Source organism: Paenibacillus timonensis (assembly GCF_022427145.1).
GTDB classification, from domain to species: Bacteria; Bacillota; Bacilli; order Paenibacillales; family Paenibacillaceae; genus Fontibacillus; species Fontibacillus timonensis.
Genome location: NZ_JAKSXN010000008.1, coordinates 88,005 through 107,983, shown reverse-complemented (window position 1 = coordinate 107,983; position 19,979 = coordinate 88,005). Strand labels below are relative to the sequence as shown.

Annotated in this window: 12 protein-coding genes; 1 reads left to right on the top strand and 11 read right to left on the bottom strand. The window is 58.1% G+C overall.

Annotation, left to right across the window (positions count from 1 at the left end; genetic code table 11):
* Positions 1-84: 84 nt before the first annotated feature.
* The 7 genes from MJ257_RS04885 to MJ257_RS04855 all read right to left on the bottom strand — a co-directional run bounded on the left by MJ257_RS04885 (position 85) and on the right by MJ257_RS04855 (position 15,115).
* Positions 85-4,221 carry a glycoside hydrolase family 2 TIM barrel-domain containing protein gene (locus MJ257_RS04885; protein ID WP_240268181.1) on the bottom strand — a complete coding sequence of 1,379 codons (4,137 nt, stop codon included), beginning with the start codon at positions 4,219-4,221 and terminating at the stop codon, positions 85-87.
* On the bottom strand, positions 4,200-4,904 hold the full coding sequence (locus tag MJ257_RS04880; protein ID WP_240268180.1) for a hypothetical protein: 705 nt from the start codon (positions 4,902-4,904) through the stop codon (positions 4,200-4,202). The genes MJ257_RS04885 and MJ257_RS04880 overlap by 22 nt, the downstream gene beginning before the upstream one ends.
* 222 nt (positions 4,905-5,126) lie before the next feature.
* A complete protein-coding gene (locus tag MJ257_RS04875) occupies positions 5,127-8,933 on the bottom strand; it encodes an Ig-like domain-containing protein (protein ID WP_240268179.1) in 3,807 nt (1,268 codons plus the stop codon).
* Between the two features lie 124 nt (positions 8,934-9,057).
* Positions 9,058-10,605 carry an ABC transporter substrate-binding protein gene (locus MJ257_RS04870; protein WP_240268178.1) on the bottom strand — a complete coding sequence of 516 codons (1,548 nt, stop codon included), beginning with the start codon at positions 10,603-10,605 and terminating at the stop codon, positions 9,058-9,060.
* 31 nt (positions 10,606-10,636) lie between these two features.
* Entirely contained in the window at positions 10,637-11,521 is an 885-nt protein-coding gene (locus tag MJ257_RS04865) for a carbohydrate ABC transporter permease (protein WP_178022979.1), read from the bottom strand.
* Between the two features lie 15 nt (positions 11,522-11,536).
* Positions 11,537-12,562, bottom strand: a complete 1,026-nt coding sequence (locus MJ257_RS04860) for an ABC transporter permease (protein WP_240268177.1) — start codon at positions 12,560-12,562, stop codon at positions 11,537-11,539.
* Between the two features lie 246 nt (positions 12,563-12,808).
* A complete protein-coding gene (locus tag MJ257_RS04855) occupies positions 12,809-15,115 on the bottom strand; it encodes a helix-turn-helix transcriptional regulator (protein ID WP_240268176.1) in 2,307 nt (768 codons plus the stop codon).
* Positions 15,116-15,356: 241 nt separating this feature from the next.
* On the opposite strand from MJ257_RS04855, the gene MJ257_RS04850 reads away from it, so the two are divergent.
* Entirely contained in the window at positions 15,357-15,899 is a 543-nt protein-coding gene (locus MJ257_RS04850; RefSeq protein WP_240268174.1) for a flavin reductase family protein, read from the top strand.
* Between the two features lie 292 nt (positions 15,900-16,191).
* On the opposite strand, the gene rbsK is transcribed toward MJ257_RS04850, so the two are convergent.
* The 4 genes from rbsK to MJ257_RS04825 are packed head-to-tail and all read right to left on the bottom strand — an operon-like array spanning position 16,192 to position 19,876.
* Positions 16,192-17,490 carry a ribokinase gene (gene rbsK / locus MJ257_RS04840; RefSeq protein WP_308193161.1) on the bottom strand — a complete coding sequence of 433 codons (1,299 nt, stop codon included), beginning with the start codon at positions 17,488-17,490 and terminating at the stop codon, positions 16,192-16,194.
* 54 nt (positions 17,491-17,544) lie between these two features.
* Complete coding sequence (locus MJ257_RS04835) at positions 17,545-18,414, bottom strand: diguanylate cyclase domain-containing protein (protein ID WP_240268173.1); 870 nt, start codon at positions 18,412-18,414, stop codon at positions 17,545-17,547.
* Positions 18,415-18,419: 5 nt separating this feature from the next.
* Positions 18,420-19,505, bottom strand: coding sequence for a GGDEF domain-containing protein (locus MJ257_RS04830; protein ID WP_240268172.1), 1,086 nt, complete (start codon positions 19,503-19,505; stop codon positions 18,420-18,422).
* Positions 19,506-19,516: 11 nt separating this feature from the next.
* Positions 19,517-19,876 (bottom strand): response regulator, encoded by a 360-nt coding sequence (locus MJ257_RS04825; RefSeq protein ID WP_240268186.1) that lies wholly within the window; start codon positions 19,874-19,876, stop codon positions 19,517-19,519.
* Positions 19,877-19,979 lie beyond the last annotated feature (103 nt).

The following is a 19,979-nucleotide window of genomic DNA, read 5'->3' as shown; positions in this document are numbered from 1 at the left end:
AAACGAGAACGGTACTTTTTCGGGCAAATCAGGTCTTTCAGGTCCGTTACCGTGAAGCTGAGGTCCGTAGAGGCCATGGTCCGTCTACTTCGGCTCCACCTCGTCCAGCGTCAAGCGGTATGACAGGTCCTTCATATAACCGCCGTCGGGATGTAGGAAGACCAAACCAAAGTCAAGATCCTCGCCGGCCCCTCGTACGATAGCGATCAACCGATTCAAGCCCGGATTCAAGACCATCTCTTGTTCCGGCTCCGGCACCCGCTCACCGTTGATCATGATTTCAACCGTGGAAGAGCCGTCTGCGAGTACCCGCAGCCGCCCTCGGCGAGGAGCTTCCTCTTCTTCCGGCACCGTAACAAAGCAGCTCAGAAACCACGGATCCCGCCCCGCATTGGCGATATGCAATAGACCGTTGGAGCGGCGTTCTTTTTTTTGCATCCAGCCGTACAGGCCTTCCCCTAAATTGTTAAGCGAAAACTCCGGATCCGTATAGTAATCTCGCATTGCGCCGTAATCGACGTAAGCCGGACAAGGCAGCGCCATCATGGCTTCCACGGCCCATTCCCCATCGCCTTTCTCCTCGTTCAAAAGCTCATCGTCGAAAGAGGCACCCAGGTTCGCCAGCAGGCGGGTATATAAGCGCAAAGCCTTCTCGCTTTCGGGGTCCGGCAGCAGTTGGGAGCACACCACGGTTCCGCTCCCCACCTTGGCATCAATTAGGAACGCCCCGGATGGCCGGGCTTTCCGTTGATTCAGCTCCACCAGCGCGAGGCGGCTGTATTCGGCCGTGTACCCCTGCACGAAGAAGTCCTTCCAGGCGGTGCCTTCCACGCTGGTGCAAAGGACGGCGACGCCTGGGGCTTCCAGGCGGTGGGCGGCGAGGACCCGGTTGACCACTTCCCGCGGCGACAAGAACACCTTGTCGAAGCCGAATAAGTCAACCGGGCTGAGCCCGCGGGCGGCGGCGTGCGCGTAGTCCGCCGCCAAATGGTACGTCTCGTGCGGCGCCACGCGCACGGGACGGTCCAGCAGGCGGGCCAACGCCGCCTGCTGCCCGGGCTCCGCCGGCAGGACGAGCACGCGTCCGCCGGCTTCGGCATGGCGCCGGACGGCTTCCGCCGCCCCCGGCGCCTCGAGCAGGCAGGCTTCGGCCACCAGCAGGCCGAAGCCCTGCCCGGGCGGCATGGCGGTGCCCCCGCCATGCCCGCCGAGCGCCGGCGCCGCCAGCGCCGCTACATCGGCCAGCGCGGCGTGCCGCAGCCGCAGCCGGCCGAGCAACGTGGCGGCGGGGCCGCCGGGGCGCACCAGCGCGACGGTCGGCTGCCCCGCCGCCTCGTCCCGCTCCCCGGCCGCGCCGCCCGCATACGCGAGCAGGTTGCGCAGCAGCAAGCAAGCTTGCGGCACGCGATCCGCGTGGGCCATCAGCTCCAGCTGATTGGCCACCATCCGGCCGCGGCCGTGCCGGTATTCCAGCAGCGGCGACCACAGATCGCCGCCGTCGCCGAAATCGCCCGCGCTGCACTCCAGCAGCAGCGTGAAGTCGCCGTAGACCGGCTTCTCGAAAGCGGCGCGGATGATCGGCAACGGGCCGTCTTCGGCAAGCTCCGGTTGCCAGAACATCAGATCGTCGTCGCCGATCCCGGAGAGCGCCGGATGACCGTAATCCCCGGCATGGGCGCGCAGGAAAGAGCGCCGCGACAACGTCAGCTTGCCGAGCGAGAGCTGGTTCTGTTCCAACAGCAGCAACCGGCCGCCCCGCGCGACATACGCCTGGAGCAGCCGTTCCAACGCGCCGTCCGCATCCTCTGCATAACTTCCGATGACCAGAAGCCCTTCGGTCGGCAGACGGGGATCGGCCAACTGCTCCCAATCCACCCGTTCACAGCCGGGCACAAGCCTGTGGATGGTCTCATAATCCGCGTCGTTCCCCCAATAAACCACCGGCCGGTTAACGGGAACGGGACGGCTCCGCAAGCGGGCGGACAGGATCCGGTAGTTCAACCGCAGCTCATGCACCGGCTGTCCGTCGTGAAGAAGCGTTGCCGCAAGCTCCGCCCGCCCTTCCGAATGAACGGGCAGCGGCTGCCACCTCAAGCGGAGCACCTTGGGCTCCGCAGGGCCTTGCGTGAAGCCGAAGCTTTGTTCATGGACGATCGTTCCCCCTTGCTTCACGGTAAATTTCACCATGACATCCCGGGCCGATAACGTATCATTGAACACGTCGAAGCTGCGGTCGACCGGCTGGTCGTCATAGAAGCTCCGGTCGTATTCGGCGGCGAGGATCGTCGCCGGCTTAAACGCCGCCGCCAGGACGGCGAAAGCGGGATTAGGCCGATACGGCGGCTCTTCCTCCGGTAACAGGCCGTTATGGATCGTCAGTGAGTAAGCCGGAATCACCTTCGGCATTACGCCGGGGAAATCTGATTTGACCGGCGGCGGGAGGATCACGTCCCGCTCGGGCATCGCCCGCATGAAATAGTGGGCGAAATTAAACGTCGACAGGCCGGATACGCCCTGGCGGCGCGCATATTCCACGAACAGCCGCTCCTTCTCCGCCAAGCCTAAGGCGCTTTCGTCCGTCCCGCGGTAAGCCCGCAGTCCGACGTACATACTGCTGTTCTGCGGGCAGATGTACCACCAGCCTCCATGTTCGCCGAAGGTTAGCGGAACGGTGCGGTCCCATTGGCCGATCGTCCCGTCGATGTTGTAGTGGCGGCTTTCCACTTCCGTATGCGCTTTGGGCAGCAGCCGGTTATCCCCCTCGGCAACGATCGCCCGCGTCGGATCCAGCTTCCGGATGGATGCCATCAAATCAGGGAGATGTTTCTTGAAGCCGTCTCGCCCGTCCACCCAGCGCATCTCGTTCTGCACGCTCCAGAGGATGACGGACGGATGGTTTTTGTCGCGTTGCACCAGCCGCCGCACATGCTGCCGGCAAGCCTCCAAATAATCGGGATGGTCCGCCTGCATCGATTTGCCCGAGCCGTAAATGGCCGTTTCGTCGACGATCAGCATCCCTTCCTCGTCGGCGATGCGAAGGTAGTCCGCCGGATAAGGCTCCGCGTGCAGCCGGATGCTGTTCACCCCTACGGTGCGGCACATGCGGTACCAGTTGCGGATATACGCCTCCGTCTGCTGGGCCCCGCCTTGAAAATGCCAAGAATCGCCGCGCAGGTTCAGCGGAATCCCGTTCAGCTTAAACTGTGGACCTTCGCACCAGAACTCGCGAAACCCAAACGTTTCCTCACGCCGGTCGATCACCCGTTCCCCGTCCATCAGCTCGAACTCGGCCCGGTACAGAAACGGCGAATCGGGGCTCCACCGCTTGGCGTCGGCCCATTCCAGATGGAACGAAGCGCGGTAAGTTTCCCCGCCGTGCTCGTTCTCGCACAGCCGCAGCCAATTAGCCGCCCCGGCAGAAACCGGCTCAACCGGCTGTTCCGCCACAAGCACCTGCTGCTTTACTTCCGTCGATGTCCCTAAAGTACGCCCCTCATCAAAACTTGAAGCCAGCACCCCCAGCTCGCGAACGCGAAGCCGTACGCGAAGCGGTCCTTCCAAAGCGCCCTCCACTCCTTGCGTCCCGCCGATGACGGCCTCTGCTTCAAGCCGGCCGTTCCGGACGGAAGTGCGCAGGGTGACGTCCTCTACGGCCAGCGCCGGGTAACTCTCCAGATACACATCCTGCCAGATTCCCCGGCAAACGCCGCCAAACCAGGAGCCGACCAGACCGGTCACCTTTTGGGCTCCGGAGGGCAACGTCGTTTGATCAAAGCTCCCGCAGACGAGATGCAGCTCATGCTCCCGCCCCGGCGTCACGTAAGAGGTAATGTCGAGTCTTAGCGGCAAGTAGCCGTCCTCCCATACGGCGATTTCCCGTCGGTCCAGGTAAATCACGGCCTTTTGCATGATGCCGTCCAGTCTTAGCACGATTCGCTGGCCAGCCATCCGCTCCGGCACCCGGAAGCGGCGGTGCAGCACGCCTGCCTCGGCGTCGTCCCATTCCTTCGGGTAACCGTACAAATCCATCGGTACGAAGCCATGCTCCGGGATTTCGCCAAAACGCTTCCCTGCCCCCTGCACGTAGGTTCGTCTCCAACTGGAGGGAACCCTCACCTTCTGTGCCTCATATTCGAGGGATTCCGGCAGCGTGCGGCGCCGCGGCTCGCCATACAGCGGCATAAAATCCCATTCTCCGTTCAGGCATATCGTATGACGCATCGTGTCTCCTCCTCCGTCCGGCGGAACGCCGCGTGCAGCACAAGCTCCAGCTTTCGCCAGAGCTCCTGTCCTGCCGGAACTCCCGTCCACGGGATAAAATGCGGTTCCATCGCTTCGGCCCAGCGTACCGGCTTGAGCGACGTGTTGAGCTTCCCTTCGTAGGTTGCGGGCTCTAGGGTCGCAGGCTGCTCCGAATAGAAAAACAACAAACTCTCATGCAGGCCGATGATGCCGTATTTATCCCCGTCGCCCGGCTTTTCCTCTTGATATTGATAATGGTGGTAGATATAGCTCGCGGCTTCTTCCGGCTTCAGCCTGGCCAGCCTTCCGTAAGGTTCGGCCAAGCGGTCCGAATGCCGCCAGTCCGTACCGGCAACGGGTTGATGGTAATGAAAAATATCCGTCATCGGCGCCCAACGCCGCCCCGTCCCTGTCTCCGTCTCTCCTCCCGGCCACACGATCAGCCGCTCACCAGCCGCCATAAGCAGCCGCTCCGGCGGAACCGCCTCCCGCAAGCATTCATAATACAGATAGAACCGGTTCCCGTCGGCGAACAAGCTGAGATGATCCACCTCCAGCCGTTCCATCGCTTCAGCCAGCGCATGGGAAATCTCCGGCCCCCGCCAGATCTCCGCCCATTCTGCTCCTTCTTCTCCTTCGGCCCGGTATATGTACCGTTTCATGGTCAACCTCCCGATAGCTTTGGGAAATCTATACGAAAAATCGCATAGATTCCCCCCGTTTACGTCGATTTCAAAGGAATATATCTGAAATTTCATACACATTCAGGCTTCAGGAAGACGAAGGCCCCTAATCTATATGAAAAATCGCATAGAATCCCACTTTCTAGCCGCGATCGAGGAAATGTATTCGAAAAATCGAATACAATGATCTCGCAGCAGGGGTCACGGATTCAACGAGATCCGAATATCGTCAAACAGCATGTATTCGAATCCGCTGACGTAAAACCCAACCTTGCCCGATGGCCGGTGGTTCGGATCGGTGCCGGCGATTCGCAGCGAACCGTCTACATAAGCGGCGATGTCGCCGTCCTTCACGACCACCTTCACCGCATATTCCGTATCCGGCTGCAGGTCGAGGCCTGGCAAATCGGCTTCCGCCAGCTTCAACCAGCTGGTGTCGTATAGGATCCAGCCGGAGGTTCCGTCCGCCCGCGTCCGATATCCGATGCGGGTGGAGCCGGCGGAATCCTGGCGGTCGAAAATATACATCACGCCGCCGTTCTCCGGCATCGCGGCCGGGGTTTTCAGCGTGAACTCCAGCACATAGGACTCGAAGTTTCTATCCAGCAGCCCCGTAGCGCCGTTCAAGATCTTGTAGCGCCGGTTGCCGTCGGGGTCGGCCGCGATGCTGCGGTTCGGATCGACCGGCCAGCCGTTGCCGCCGTTTTCGAAGTCCGTCTCATGCATCACGTTGGATACGGTGACCGAGATGTCCGCTTTGATGAGCGGATTCACCGCGGACACCGCCGTGATGACCGTTTCCCCTTCATAAACGGCGTTCACGACGCCCATGGCATCCACCGTCGCCACCGCCGGATCGGCCGATTGCCAGGTAACCTCCGTCACCGGCGTATCCGAGGGGTCGAACGTGAGCTGCAATTGCCGCTGTTCTCCGGGAACCATCCGCACATGGCTTTCAGCGGGAAGGATGCCGGCCAATTCCGTCGACAGCGCCTTAAACCGGATATCGTCAAACAGTATGTGACTGACGCCGGCGACGTAGAACCCGACTTTTCCCTCAGCGTTGTGACCCGGATCATGGCCCTTCAGCCGAAGTCCGCCGTCCACATACACGCTGATGTCGCCGCCTTTGACGAGCATTTTGACCTCATATTCCGTGTTGGGCTGTAAATCGTGGCCCGGCAGTTTCACTTCCTTCAGAATCGCCCATGCGGGATCGTACAGCAGCCAGGCCGAGCTGCCGTCCGCCCGGGTTTTGTAGCCGATCCGGCTCGACCCGCTGCCGACCTGACGGTCGAAGATGTACAAGGTCGCAGCGTTTCCAATCGTCTCCGGCGTCTTCAGCTTGAAGCTAAGCTCGTATTCGGAGAACGACTTGGAGCTCAGCGCCGAGGCTCCGTTCAACACTTTATACCAGCGGTTCTCCCCTTCCTTCACGATGCTTCGGTTCGCATCCTGAGGCCAGCCGTTCGCCCCCGATTCGAAATCGGTGAAGTCCATTACGCCGTCGCCGGCTTCCACCGTGACGTTCACCGTGGCCGTGAACTGCGGATTTTCCGCCGACGCCACCGTGATCACGGTCTGACCTACCGCCAGGCCTGTGACAACGCCGCTACCGTCAACCGAAGCGATAGCCGGGTCGGCGGAGGTGAAGGTCAGCGCCGGATTGTCGGCATTCCAGGGCAGGACCGCGGTCTGCAGCTTCACCGTTTTCCAGCGGTCAACCGTGACGTTGTCGTCATAAACCGCGACGCCCTGTACCGGGTAGCTGTCTTGACCGAGGGTCGTACCCGCTTTGCCTAGGATGCCGATTTCATTGAACGGAATGTTCGGAAACCCGGGAATTTGCTGGAACACTTGCGCATCCGGACGCAGCGACAGGTCCCCGCCCGCCAGATCAACGAAGCCGGGGTCCGCCGCCGCCACCCAGTTGTCAGCATATTGAACCAGCCCGAATTTGTCGTAGGCCCCGTGTTCATTAGTCGTCGTGCTGCGCGGAACCACCGGATTGTAGATCACATTGCCCTGAAACGTGTTCGTGTCGGGATAGTAGCGGTTTTCCGTGAAGAAATCGGCCAGTTCCGGATACTTCTCCAAATAAGGCGTGCCCGCAAAGTTGTTGTTGGCCGCGAACAGGGCCTGCCACTTCGGCATGTAATTCTTCGGCACCTGATCGTCCGGATCGTCGCCGAGATACAAATCCGCGTAATCGTAGGGCACCTTGCTGTCCACGAAGATATTGTTGCGCGTCAGGATGTGCGAGCCCCCGTTGTTTTTGATCGCCGAATTGCCCATTTTATAGAAAATGTTCTCATCGATCGTCAGTCCCATCGTAAAATTGTCGGGATAAACCCCTTCGACCCCGGGTTTCGTCTCCCCGATATGATGGAAATAATTGCGCCGGATGACGGTCCCCCGCTCCTGCGGCGTTTCGCCCGCGTTCATGTAGATCGCGCCGAGGTCGGAGAACGTTTTGCATACATCGTAAATGTTGTTGTATTCCACCGCATGGTCGTTGCCGAAAATCAACACGCCGGGATGGGGCGCATCATGCAGCTCGTTGTGTTCCATTCGGTTGCCCACGCCCGACAGCAGAACGCCGGGATTATAAGCCTTGTGATAATAGGCAAAATCGTGGATATGGGAATTTTTCACGACGTTTCTGCCTGGCGAGAGCGTCGTTTTGTCGCCGCCCGTCAGGGTCACGGCCGTCCCGCCGATATGATGGATATGCGTATTTTCGATCGCGTGGTCCGTGCCGGGGACGCCTTCGAAGTCGTTGTAATAGAACCGGCTTTGGGTGTTCACCAGCACGCCGCTGTTGGTGAAGTTGCGAATTTCGCTGTTTTGGATCTTCATATGGCTGCCGCCCATGAACACCGCTGCCGAATCGCGGCCATTCTCCAGGACCAGCTCGGAGAAGTTGATGTACGAAGCGTTCAGCGCGTTGATCATCGGCGATTTCAGCATCGTCACCTCGATCGTCGGATCGGCCGTCATGAATTCCGCATTCGGCAGAAAATACAGTTTTCCGGCCGAACGATCGATGTAATACTCGCCGGGCATGTCGATTTCCTCCAGCAGGTTTTGCGCGAAATGGAAGTCGGGATACCAGTTCTTGAAGATCCCGCTCATCTCTCCGTAACGGAGCGTAATGGTTTTGGCGGCGGTATCGATCGAGGCGATTTTGTTGTACGACCACTCCCAGCTATAGCCGAAAATCCCATCCAGCCAAATGTCGTCCGCCTGCGTCCAGTATTGCGGACGATCATACGTGTACGTAAACGTCCCCCCTCGCTTATGCACTTCCCCGTCCGGGTCTTTCCGCGTCGGGCCGGGATCCAGGATTTCGTCCATCTGAACGGTGCCCTCGTTCGGCCAGCGCGCCAGCGTCATGCCCTGCCCGTTGACATACAACTCCATCGGCGGAACCTCGCTCAGATCGTTGGCGAGATAATACCCATGCCGGCTTAAGTTCCCATAGTCCGTGAGGCCAAGCGCCGCCAAATCCGCCACCAGCACCTTCTCCCGTGCTTCGGGGCTGATGATGCGGCTTCGCACCGCCTCGTCGGCTACCGGAACGAATGCGGACTTCTCCAGTCGTTCGGAGCCGGAGATGACCACCTTCTCGCCGGGGTACGCCGCGTAGGTGATCGGTTTGCCCGCAGCGCCCGAATCCTGTTCCCGCAGCTCGAAGCTCGCCGATCGCTCGTAGCGGCCTTCGCGCAAATACACCGTGACGCCTCCGGGCGGCAGCCCCTTCTTCGCTTTCAGTTCCCGAATCGCGTCCCGTGCTTTCTCCAAGGTCCGAAACGGAGCCTTCTTACTCCCGTTGTTGGAATCTTTGCCGTTGGTGGCCACGTAATAAACCGTGGCGCGGGGATGGCCGGAATTGCCGGGATGGCCGGGATGGCCGTTTTCCGCCGCGGAAACCGCTGACGGTGCTACAGGACTTAACGTGAATAACAGACTGGCGATCATGAACGTGAGCCAACTCTTTTTCTTCATCGCTTTGCTTCATCCTTTCGCATGAGAACTAAACGGCTTTGCCCCAAAGCGCTGCGGCAAAGCCGTCCCTCACAGCGGGTCTCTCCCTATCTCCGCTCCACGTGCCTTGTGCTGGTGAATCCGGTTACTTTAATCCTTGTTCCTTCAGGAACGCTTCGAATTGACGTGTAACCTCTTCCACGTATTTGTCTTCGCCCGCTTCCTTCAGCTTGCCGTATAACACGGGCCAGGTTTCGTCGAAGTCCAGCGTGCCGGTAAGAATCCCTCTTTTATACTCGCCCCATACGGCATTCAGGTTCGCAATCTCCGTATTGACCGGCTCGGAATTGAATTTGAAGGCGCCAATGGGATTGACCTCTGCGCTCGCATTGATTTTCTTGGTTTCCTCCCACACGTTTTCCGGCTGTCCTTCCTTCAGGTAGGAATTGAATACGCTGCCAAAAACCCAGTCCATATTAGGCTTATAGCGGGAGTCCGGCAACGCCTTGATGTATTCGCCGCTAAGCTTCTCGTAATGCGTGCCTTCCAAGCCGTTGCAAAGCAGGTTGTATAGCTCTTTATCAGTGTTGACCAAGTTCAGGAGCATCATGGCCCGTTCCGGATTCGGCGATGTCCGGCTGATCGATTGGTTGGTGGCCGCCGAATAGCCGTTGGTGTACCAGTCGCTGAGCGGAATGACGATGACGTCGTTGCCGCCGTTTTTCGCCTTCACTTCGGCCTCCACGCCGGGCTTCAGCGTCACATCGAATTGAACCGCGATCTGCCCTTTGGTTTGAAAGTCTTCGAACTTGGCCGTGGCCGCATCCTTGTAAATATACCCTTGCTTATACCATTTGCTGACGAGCCGGTAATTGTCCAGTTCGGCTTCAGGATACCGCTGCAGTGCATAGGTAGGATCGTTCGTCTTGATGTAAAAATGATTGTCGACGCCGGGAACGCCCCAATACTCGTCGTCATGGACCTGCGGAATAAAGTCGAAGTAGTTGCCGAAATTGCCGAACGGGATCACATCCGGTTCGTTTTGCTTAACCTGCGCCAGGAACGGCTCGATGTCCTCAATCTTTTTGATGGACGCCGGGTCCAGCCCGTATTTGTCGGCGAACCGCTTCTGAACGATATAGCCGTAACGGTTGCCGTTGATCTGCTGGTTCGGAATGCCGTAGATTTTCCCGTCGACCGTCAGGCCGTCCCACATCACCTGCGGGACATCCGCTTTTAGTTCGGGAGCGTACTTATCAAGCAGCTCGTCGATCGGTTGGAGCGCGCCTTTGCGCACCAGTTCCTCCGGTTTCAGCATGTACCCGGTCCAAAGAATGTCGAACTTCTCGCCCGCGGCGAGCACGGTATTCATCTTCTGCACGTAATCGCCGATGGCGATGGGAACCAGCTTGACGGTGGCGTTCAGCTTTTCCTTCACGATTTGGTTCACCGCCTCCTGCACCTTATCCTGGTCGGCCTGCAGCTGCGACAACGGATAATACCAGGTCAACGTGACCGGCTCAAGCTCGCTTGCGTTTCCCGTTTCCTCCGTCGGGGCTTTCGCGTTATCCCCGCCGTTCCCGGCATTTCCGCCGTTGGCGCCGTTACCTCCGTTGCCGTTACCGCCGCAGCCGGCAAACACGGATGCGGCCAGCAAGATCAGCGCCAACATACCTAACCATCGTTTTCTCATTGTGTGACCTCCTGTACATATTTGTTTTATGTTAACCCTTGAGGGAGCCAACCGTAAGCCCTTTCACGAAAAATCGTTGAAAGAACGGAAAGATCACAAGCATCGGTCCGCCGGCCAGCACGGCGATCGCCATTCGCGCCGAATTGTTCGGAAAGCTTGCCAGATCGATGCCGAGCTGCTGCGTAAACTCGGAATTGGAAGTGAGAAACTCGATGCTGTTCAAGGTTCGCACCAGCAGCAATTGCAGCGGTACTTTGCTCGGATCGTCGATGTACAACATCCCGTTGAACCATTCGTTCCAGTAAGTGAACGAGATCAGCAGGCCCAACGTGGCCAGGGCGGGCGTGGACAGCGGCAGGATGATCCGGAAGAAGATCCGCAGCTCCCGCGCCCCGTCGATTTTGGCCGATTCGATGATCTCGAGCGGAATTTTCGACATGAACCCTTTCATGACCATGATGTTGAAGGGCGACAGAAGCACCGGAAGGATGAGCGCCAGCAGGCTGTCTTTCAGATGCAGGTATTGCGTCATCAGGATATAGGAAGGCACGAGGCCACCGCTGAACAGCATCGTAAAAAACACGTAAAACGTCGTGATCCGGTTATAGCGGTAATCCGGCCGGGAAATGACGTAGGCGGTCATCGCGGTCAGCAGCAGCCCGGTCAACGCTCCGATCACGGTGACCGTGATCGTTACCCCGTAAGCCCGGAGCAAAATATCGGGAGCGTCCAGCAGATAGCGGTAGGCATCCAGGCTAAACGACTCGGGGATGAATTGGTACCCGTTCTTGGTGATCGTCTTCTCATCCGTCAACGACACCGCAACCACGAGCAGAAACGGCAGTACGACGACGATGGATAGGACGATGAACAACAGATTGAGCCATATCTTGGAGATCTCGAATTTTTTAGGCATAGCCGTTCCTCCTCCTTACCACAGCGAATGGTCCGGATTGATTTTGCGCACGATGCCGTTCGCAAGCAGCACCAGAATGAACCCGACCACCGATTGATAAAATCCCGTCGCCGCGGACATGCTCACGTTGCCGATCTCGCGCAGCGCCCGGTACACATAAGTATCGATCACGTCCGTGGAGCCGTAGAGAAATCCGGAATTGTTCGGAATGAAGTAATGCAGCCCGAAATCCCCGCGGAACATGTTGCCGATGGATAAGATCAGCATGATGATGACGAGCGGAGCCAGCAGCGGAACGGTGATTTTCATGGCCATTTGCCGTTTCGTCGCCCCGTCGATCCGCGCCGCCTCATAGTACTCGCCGTTGATGCCGATGATGCCGGCAAAATAGATCAGCGTATTGAATCCGATCGCTTTCCATAGTTGAACCAGAATCAGGATCACCGGCCACGGTCCGGGATTTTGGTACCAGCTGACCGGATCCATGCCGAACGCCTGCAACGTGCGATTGATGAATCCGTCCGAGTGGTTTAAGAACGCGTAGGCCACGTAACCCACCAGCACCCAGGATAAAAAGTAAGGCAGAAACAAGGCCGTCTGATAATATTTGCTCCATTTTGCCTTCACTTCGTTCAGCAGGATCGCCAGCAGCAACGCCGCGGCCGCCGTGGTCAAAATATAGGCGGCGTTGTACAGCACCGTGTTGCGCGTGATCCGCCAGGCCGCATCGGTGGAGAACAGATAACGAAAATTGTCCAGGCCTACCCATTTGCTGCCGAACATACCGAGATCGTACCTGTAATTTTTAAAGGCGATAATCAGCCCGATCATCGGAATATAGGCAAAGATTAATTTGTACAGGATTCCCGGCAGCGACAGCAGAAACAGCTCCCGGTTATTCCGGAAATGGCGAAGTTCTCTCCGGATTTTCGATTTTTCCCTGCGCGTTTCCGGCGGGATATTCGGCTGTGCCTTCCGTCCCCCCGTCTCCGGCTTTCGGGCCGTCTCCGCGTCGTCCGCCCATGAAACTCGATTCAACATAGCCAAGCTCCTTCCTTATGTGCCTTGCGCTTTGCGGCTGGCCTGCGATCAGGCTTTGCACGTCTAACGATAGCGCAGACCGTGGTTTCTTCGTTACTGTACAATTTCAAGATTGCTGTACGGGCGGGCTGTAACAATTTCGGATAACTGTACCGGGGCGGCTCCCCCGCTTGCACGAACGCAAAAAACCCGCAAGCGGTAGGCTCCGCTGCGGGTCCAAGGTGAAGACGGGTTCTTGGATGGGGTTCAAGTATTGCGGTCAATGGCCGCTTTGAGGCGGTATTCCTTCGGCGTTGCCCCGTAACGTCGCTTGAACAGCCGATAGAAATAGCTTTCGTTGCCAAAGCCGACTTTCTCCATGATTTCCGCCACGGTCAACTGCTGCTGCTCCAAATACAGACGAGCTTGGGCGAGGCGGACTTCGTTGATCCGGTCGACCACCGACAACCCTTCCTCCGCTTTGTACACCTGGCCCAGATGAACGGAGCTCAACTTCAACATGTCGGCGATCCTCTGCACGTTCAGGTCGGGATCCGCGTAATGCTTATCGATGATTTCCTTGACGGTATCGGCCAGCAGCCGGTTTTTGTTCTCGCGTCCGCTGCGGCGTTGTTCCAGCACCTCCCGCACGACCTCCAGGAGCACGGCCTCGATTTCGTCCAGCGTTTCCTGCTCCAGAATGCGCCGGTTGATGGCTTGCAGGTTCACCGACACCGGATTGGCGTTGTGATGGTTCATTTCTCCAAGCGTATTGCTTAGCGCTACCGTCAAATGAAGCAGGCCAGAGTACATATTCTCGAAACTGAACCCGCCCAGAAGCCGGATCCAGCTGCGGATCGCCAGCTCCGCTTCTTCCGGATCCCCGCTTTTCAGCCCTTCCGTCAGCCGCCGTTCCAGCTCCTGCGGAACGCGAAAGGCCTCGTTCGTTTCGTTGGCGTGCAGCCGGTCCGGTTCAAGAATCGCTCCTTTACCGAAAATCATGCGGTAGTTGGAGCGCCGCACCGCCAGATTATAATGCTCCGTCAGCCGGCGGTAATCCTCGAACACTCCGCTTAATGTTACCGTAAAGGTGATCCGGTAGTAGCGAAGGATCGTGTTTTGCAGTTCGCCGAAGCGGTCTCCCAGCTTCTCCAGCGCTTCCGGCTCGCCGCCGACGATGAAGACGAGGTGACCGCTCTTCATATCTGCCGCTTCGCAGGAACCTCCGTTCCCCAGCAGCTCCTGGCCGATATTGGCGACGGCGAAGTAGAGCAGCGACTCCGCCCCGGAGCCTTGCTGTTTGGCCAATTCCCGGGCATCGTCGATCTGCACCAGCGCCAGCCGAAGCGGCGACGGATACGCGATGTCGATGCCGTATTGCGCTTTAAGCTTTAAGAAGGCCGGCTCCTCGAGGCTTTCGCTCAGACTGATCAAGCTGCGCAGGTGATACAACTTCGCGATGTTCCATTGCGAAGCCCGTTCCTGCTCCAGCCCCTTGAGTTTACCCAGCATTTCCGCCACGTTGTCCGCGATAAGCGACAGCTCATCCTTGGCGTGCGCCGCCGGAAGTCCTCCCGGAGGAACCAGCGTAAGCAGATGGCCGACCGGTTTATACAGCCGCATTGCGAAGAACACCGACAACAGGACGGCCAGGAGCGCCACGGACAGCGTTACCGCGATTTCCGTCCACCTCATCTGCCGGACGCTGCCAGACACATCGTCATAGTCCTGAAGGCTGATAATTTGCCAATTGTTTAAAGCTTTGCTTAAAAAGGTGACCTTGTATTTGCTTCCTTCCTGCGCGTAGATAAACGAGTCCAGCGAATGTTCCGAACCTGCGATGCGCCCGAGAATATCCTTTGTATCGAGTCCTGCGGGCAGCGAACGGTCGTTGGACATCAGCAGCCTGCCCTCGCCGTCGGTAACGAAAAGCATGTCGTTTTCCCGGTCGACCACCCGATTAAGCGCTTTCAGATTATCCAGCATCCAACCGGGCTTCACCGTCAGAATCAACACGTCGTCGTTGACGGAACCTAGGGTAAGCCCGTCGTACACGAAAAAAGCAAACACGTCGATCCCCTCGTTCCCGCCGTCCAGGTCGAGCGGCAACAGCTGCAGCTTCGGCAAATCGCCGCCGGATGCCATGATTTTCTCCAAGGCGCCGTACAGCTGTCCGTTGTCCATCCCGTGGTTGATGGACGAGAAGAAACGTTTCTGTTTGCCGTTGTAAAAGACGATGGCGTGCAGATAAGGAGAGGTAGCCACCGTTTTGTTCAGCCGTTCGATTTTCAAAATGCTCTGTTTATAGTCCCCGCCTGACTTCAGCGCGATCATCTCTTCGTCGTTGTACAGCGAAACCGCCAGATCTTTGACGATGCCGTTCATGTTTTCGATATTGTAGTTGAGTTGAGTGAGCAGTTTGCGGTCGGCGTCGTTTTGCAGGCTCAGCACCTTATCGCGCGCGACGGAGTTCAGGACGAGGGAGGCAATGGCAAGCATGGCGACAACGGGCATAAAGCTGAGCATGATCCGCTGCAAGTATTTGCGCGAGCGGAGCATTTGCAGCACATTCATCGGTTCTCACTCCCTGCGGATGGCTTAGGGTAGATGTTCCAAAGTCTTTCATTGGGGCATCGGGAGGATGCCTGGGTTCGGGTGCCCTTACTATATCGCTCGCTTTTTGGGTTGTCAATCCTCTCCCCTTGCCTCCGAACCGGTGAATTGTGACCGCAATCACCTTGCCGCTCGTTCGGCCGCGTTATCCTTCGAAAGAGATGGACAAGTGACAAGAATGATGGATGCAGGAGGACGTAACATGGAGAAAATCGCGGTCAATTACGAAAAAATGTACTATGGTTTCCCGGTCATTCTAACCAGCTTTTACGATGAAGACGGGGTCGCGCACGTGACGACGAGCTCATCCTCTTATTCGCTCAAGGACATGATCGTTTTGGGCTTCAACAGTAAAGGCTTTGCCGCCCAGCACCTCAAGGCAGGCACCGACTTCGTGGTGAACGTACCGGACCGCTCCCAGCAGGAGTCGATCAGCTATTGCGGTTCACGTTCCGGCGCGGAGGGCAGCAAATTCGCCGCAGCCGGCCTGACGCCGGAAGCTTCGGAGCATGTCCATGCCCCCGCCGTCCGGGAGTGCCCGATTTCGATCGCCTGCCGGGTCGTGGAAGTCGTCGAAAGCGAGCAATTCCCGGGCGTGACCAACATTGTAGGTAAAATCGTGAGCCGCTCCGTGGCCAAAGATTATTTGAACGCGGAGGGACGCCTGCAAATCGACAAGCTGAGTCCGGTGATCTACGCGGGAGACGGGGTCAACAAAGGGTTCCGGGATTTGCAGGAAAGCTGAATTTAAGGAAAGTCGAATGCTGGAAAGCCAACAACAGACGCCGAGCTCCAAAATGTTGTATAATGTACAACATTTTGGGCAAGAACCGGCGACATAACCGCAAAATGTTGCATTAAGTGCAACATTCTCAGCGGCTTACCCTCCCAAGGGCTATAAAATGTTGTACTTATTACAACATTTTCGTCTGGAGGGGGTTGTAGACGATGGAAATGTTGTACTTCTTACAACATTTCCTCACGCGAAAAAAGCTGCTTCGTCGCTACCCAAGCGAGGAAGCAGCTTTTTTTAAAATTCACTCCATCAGCCAACGCCGAAGCACGTTCGCGTGATTATACACGGAGTCCTTCGCGGCGTACAGCAAAGTGACCGGGCATTCCCGAGCGAGATCGCGGATGCGGTCGGCCAGCACGGCGCACTCCGGGTTGGCGTTCAATTCCCGGAGATAGCTTGCGCTGAACTCGGCATAAAGCTCCATCCGGTGCGCGAATTGCTTGCGCAGCTCCGGGCTTGGCGCGATCCCCTTCATCCATTCGTCGATCGCGGCATCCGCTTTGGTCATCCCGCGCGGCCACAAGCGATCGACCAAAATGCGGTACCCGTCCTCGGGAACCGCGTGTTCGTAAATCCGTTTCACGCGGATCCGCTCTTCTTGCGCCGTCCGGGACGAGCCGGCCGCCGCAAATAGCCGCACTTCGTCCGCCGTCGGCATGCCCGCCTGGGCGCCGAACTTCGTCACGGCCAGCGCGGAGGCCAGCGATGCAAAGCGTACCGCTGCCTCCGGGCTCTCCCCTTGGGCAAGCGCCGTCGCCAGCGCGGCGTTGAAGCAGTCGCCGGCCCCGGTCGTGTCCACGACGGAGACGGCATGCCCCTTTACCGTGCGAACCTCCCCGGCCTCATCCAGATAGGCCGATCCGGCGGCTCCCAGTGTTGTCACGACCTGGGTCGCGCCCAAGTCCTTCAGCCGCCGCATCCCCGATTGGAGGAAATCGCTGCCCGTGATCGACTCCATCCCGGCGTATCGCCCAAGTTCGGTGCGGTTGGGCGTCAGATAGTCGATGTAACCGTACAGCTCCTGCGGAAGTTCCCGAGCCGGAGCGGGGTTCAAGATCACCTTCTTGCCCAGCGTTTTGGCGGTCCGCGCAGCGTAGAGCACCGTTTCCACTGGGATTTCCAGCTGGAGCAGCACGATATCGGCCTGCTCCAGCTTGTCCGCGTGCCGGTCGATATCCGCCGGCGTTACCCGGTCGTTGGCGCCGGGGACAACGACGATGCTGTTGTCCCCATCGGCGACATAGATCGAAGCGACGCCCGTGGCCGCATCGGACAGCCGTTTGACGCCGCCGACATCCACGCCGTCCCGGCGCAGGGCGGCCAACAGCTCGTCGCCGAAGGCATCCGTCCCCACCGCGCCGATCATCGAAGTGACCGCCCCCAAACGGGCGGCGGCTACCGCCTGGTTCGCGCCTTTGCCCCCCGGGATGAAGCGGACCCGGTCGCCCAGAAGGGTCTCCCCGATTTGTGGAATTTGCCGCGTCTCCACCACGATATCCATATTTAAGCTGCCGATGACAACCACCTTGGGTATTGGCATAACGATCCGTCCTTTAAGAGGTTTTGCCTTAAAGTGTATGCCAGAACCGGCCGTTCAGCAAGCCGGCGTGTTTCGTTCGGCCCGTTCCAAGGCAAGTTCCGCGTCGTCACCGTAAATAAAATAACGGTTCTTCCCTAGTTTTTTCGCCTGGTACATGGCCTGGTCCGCCGTCTTTAGAAGAATGGAGCGGTCGGAATCGCCAGGCGTCCCGAGCCGGATCCCGATGCTTCCCGTTACGAGAAATTCCCGTTCTCCGAGCAGGATCTTTTGCTGAAGGGTCCGCAGCAAGGCCTCGGCCATTCGCTCTGCCCGATCCCGGGTACAGGACTCTAGGATCATCACGAATTCGTCGCCGCCGATGCGGTATACCCGCTGCCCTCCGCGCACGAAGGGATGCAGTCGGATTCCGACCTCCTGAACGAGCAAATCCCCCATATCGTGACCCAACGTGTCATTTACCGTTTTAAAATGATCCAGATCCAGTAACAACAACCCTAACGTTTCCTGCATTTGACAGGTATCAAAAAAGCGGTTCATTTCGTTCCTGTTCGGCAAACCCGTGAGCGCATCCCGGTATGCCATCTGCTCCAGCGATCTCCGATCAGCCACCAGGGTCAACCAGGAGAAGAGGAAAACGAGAAGCAAAGCCGCAGCCACGCCGTAAACCGCCAACAGGTCAACGTTCATCGCATCCCGTTCGCCTCCGTTTGCATACAGCAGCATCCCGGCCACATGCGCCGCCCATACCGCAACGCCCATCGCCGAGGCAATGCCACAAAGCATAAGAGCTCTCGTTTTCCGGTCGGTCTGCGATGTTTTGGCGATGACGGCGGCAATGCCGAGTACGGAAAACGAAGCTAATATAGCCAAGGCCGTCGGAATTCCGACCGTATTCCAATCCAAACCGCCGCCCTTGATTTCCATAGAGATCATCCCCCAACCCAATGCTTCGGATCCTTCGACCTGTACAGATCGGCTTTAGCCGCCTGCAGTACCCCTTCCCCGTGCTTGGAAAACGACCCGATCCCCACGGCTGCAGTCAGACGGCATGCAGGATCGAGCGGGAACGGTCTTGATCCGACCTCCATTGCCAGCCTGCGGCCAAGCATGGTTGCTGCTTTCTCCTCTATATCCCACACGAGCGCAGCAAACCGGCTTTCTCCCATCCGGCATAGCACGGCAGCAGCCGGCAATCCGTCGGACAGCAAATCCGCAATCTGTTTAAGTCCATCATCTTCGGCCACCTGGCCCAACCGTTCCTGAATCTCCTGCAACCCTAAGATTTCAAAATACAGGACGACGAACGGGCGAGGACTCCCCTCGCCCTGCCGGAAAGCCTGCTGCAGCCGTTCCCGGAAAAACGATCGGTTGGGCAACCCCGTCATTTCATCATAGTAAAGACGCCGATGCAGTTCCTCGCGTATTTGCATCCCTTCAGTCGCCAGTCTCAGGAGCTGGCCTCCCACTTTAAGCAGCTCCAAGGCATCGGGTGTCGGCGAAGCATGAATCTCGCGGTGCAGCTCGAAAACAGCGGCCACGCTACCGTCCGATGCCAATATCGGAAATGCCCAACACGATCTCAACTGTGGATGCTCCAAGAGAAGATCGAAGTAGTGCAGGCAACGCGAATCACGGCCGGCATCCGCCACGACAACGAGTCGCCGCTGAGCGGCCGCGGCGCCGCATACTCCCATGAACGGGGCCAATTCCATTCCTTGGATGCGGCGGACGTACTCCCTTGGCAACCCGGATGCGGCGGTTAATAGCAGTTTACCCGGTCCTCTCTCGCGGTCCGGCAAATAAACGGCGCATCGCGCATCGGTTTGCCGTTCGATAAACCCGGCTAGTTCCTGGAGGATGGGCTTCGGCTTTATCCCCTTCGCGATCATGTCCAAGATGCGCCCTTGCTGTTCGAGCAGTTCCAACCATCCTTCTTTCCGAGCCCGGGGAGTTGCCGGCCCGGCGAAACCTTTGGCCGCCCTGAAAATTCCGGCAAGCCGTTTAGTGATCCCCATATTTCCCCACCCTAACTCAGCACTTTCTGTACGGCTTCGATCACCCGTTCTTTTTGAAATGGTTTCACGACGAAATCCAGCGCGCCGGCCTGTATGGCCTGGACCACCATTTTTTGCTGTCCCATGGCGGAGCACATAATAATTTTGGCGGCCGGATCCATCCCTTTTATCGCTTGGACTGCCGCGATGCCGTCCATTTCGGGCATCGTGATATCCATCGTCACCAGGTCCGGCGTCCAGGTATCGTAATAACGGACAGCTTCTAGTCCATCCTTGGCTTCTGCAACGACCTCATGGCCGTCTTCCTGCAGCATTTGCTTGATCACCATACGCATAAACGCGGCATCATCGACTACCATGACGCGTGCCATATCCATCTCTCCCTGCGGTGAATGTTTAGACATTTACCGCATTTTCGCATAGGCAGCTCTACAATTTATCGACAAACACGGATTCTTTTTGACAAAAAGGATA

Bases quoted from the DNA above. Each gene is read 5' to 3' on its own strand.
- MJ257_RS04885 (WP_240268181.1), bottom strand. From the start codon at position 4,221: ATGCGTCATACGATATGCCTGAACGGAGAATGGGATTTTATGCCGCTG.
- MJ257_RS04880 (WP_240268180.1), bottom strand. From the start codon at position 4,904: ATGAAACGGTACATATACCGGGCCGAAGGAGAAGAAGGAGCAGAATGG.
- MJ257_RS04875 (WP_240268179.1), bottom strand. From the start codon at position 8,933: ATGAAGAAAAAGAGTTGGCTCACGTTCATGATCGCCAGTCTGTTATTC.
- MJ257_RS04870 (WP_240268178.1), bottom strand. From the start codon at position 10,605: ATGAGAAAACGATGGTTAGGTATGTTGGCGCTGATCTTGCTGGCCGCA.
- MJ257_RS04865 (WP_178022979.1), bottom strand. From the start codon at position 11,521: ATGCCTAAAAAATTCGAGATCTCCAAGATATGGCTCAATCTGTTGTTC.
- MJ257_RS04860 (WP_240268177.1), bottom strand. From the start codon at position 12,562: ATGTTGAATCGAGTTTCATGGGCGGACGACGCGGAGACGGCCCGAAAG.
- MJ257_RS04855 (WP_240268176.1), bottom strand. From the start codon at position 15,115: ATGAATGTGCTGCAAATGCTCCGCTCGCGCAAATACTTGCAGCGGATC.
- MJ257_RS04850 (WP_240268174.1), top strand. From the start codon at position 15,357: ATGGAGAAAATCGCGGTCAATTACGAAAAAATGTACTATGGTTTCCCG.
- rbsK (WP_308193161.1), bottom strand. From the start codon at position 17,490: ATGCCAATACCCAAGGTGGTTGTCATCGGCAGCTTAAATATGGATATC.
- MJ257_RS04835 (WP_240268173.1), bottom strand. From the start codon at position 18,414: ATGGAAATCAAGGGCGGCGGTTTGGATTGGAATACGGTCGGAATTCCG.
- MJ257_RS04830 (WP_240268172.1), bottom strand. From the start codon at position 19,505: ATGGGGATCACTAAACGGCTTGCCGGAATTTTCAGGGCGGCCAAAGGT.
- MJ257_RS04825 (WP_240268186.1), bottom strand. From the start codon at position 19,876: ATGGCACGCGTCATGGTAGTCGATGATGCCGCGTTTATGCGTATGGTG.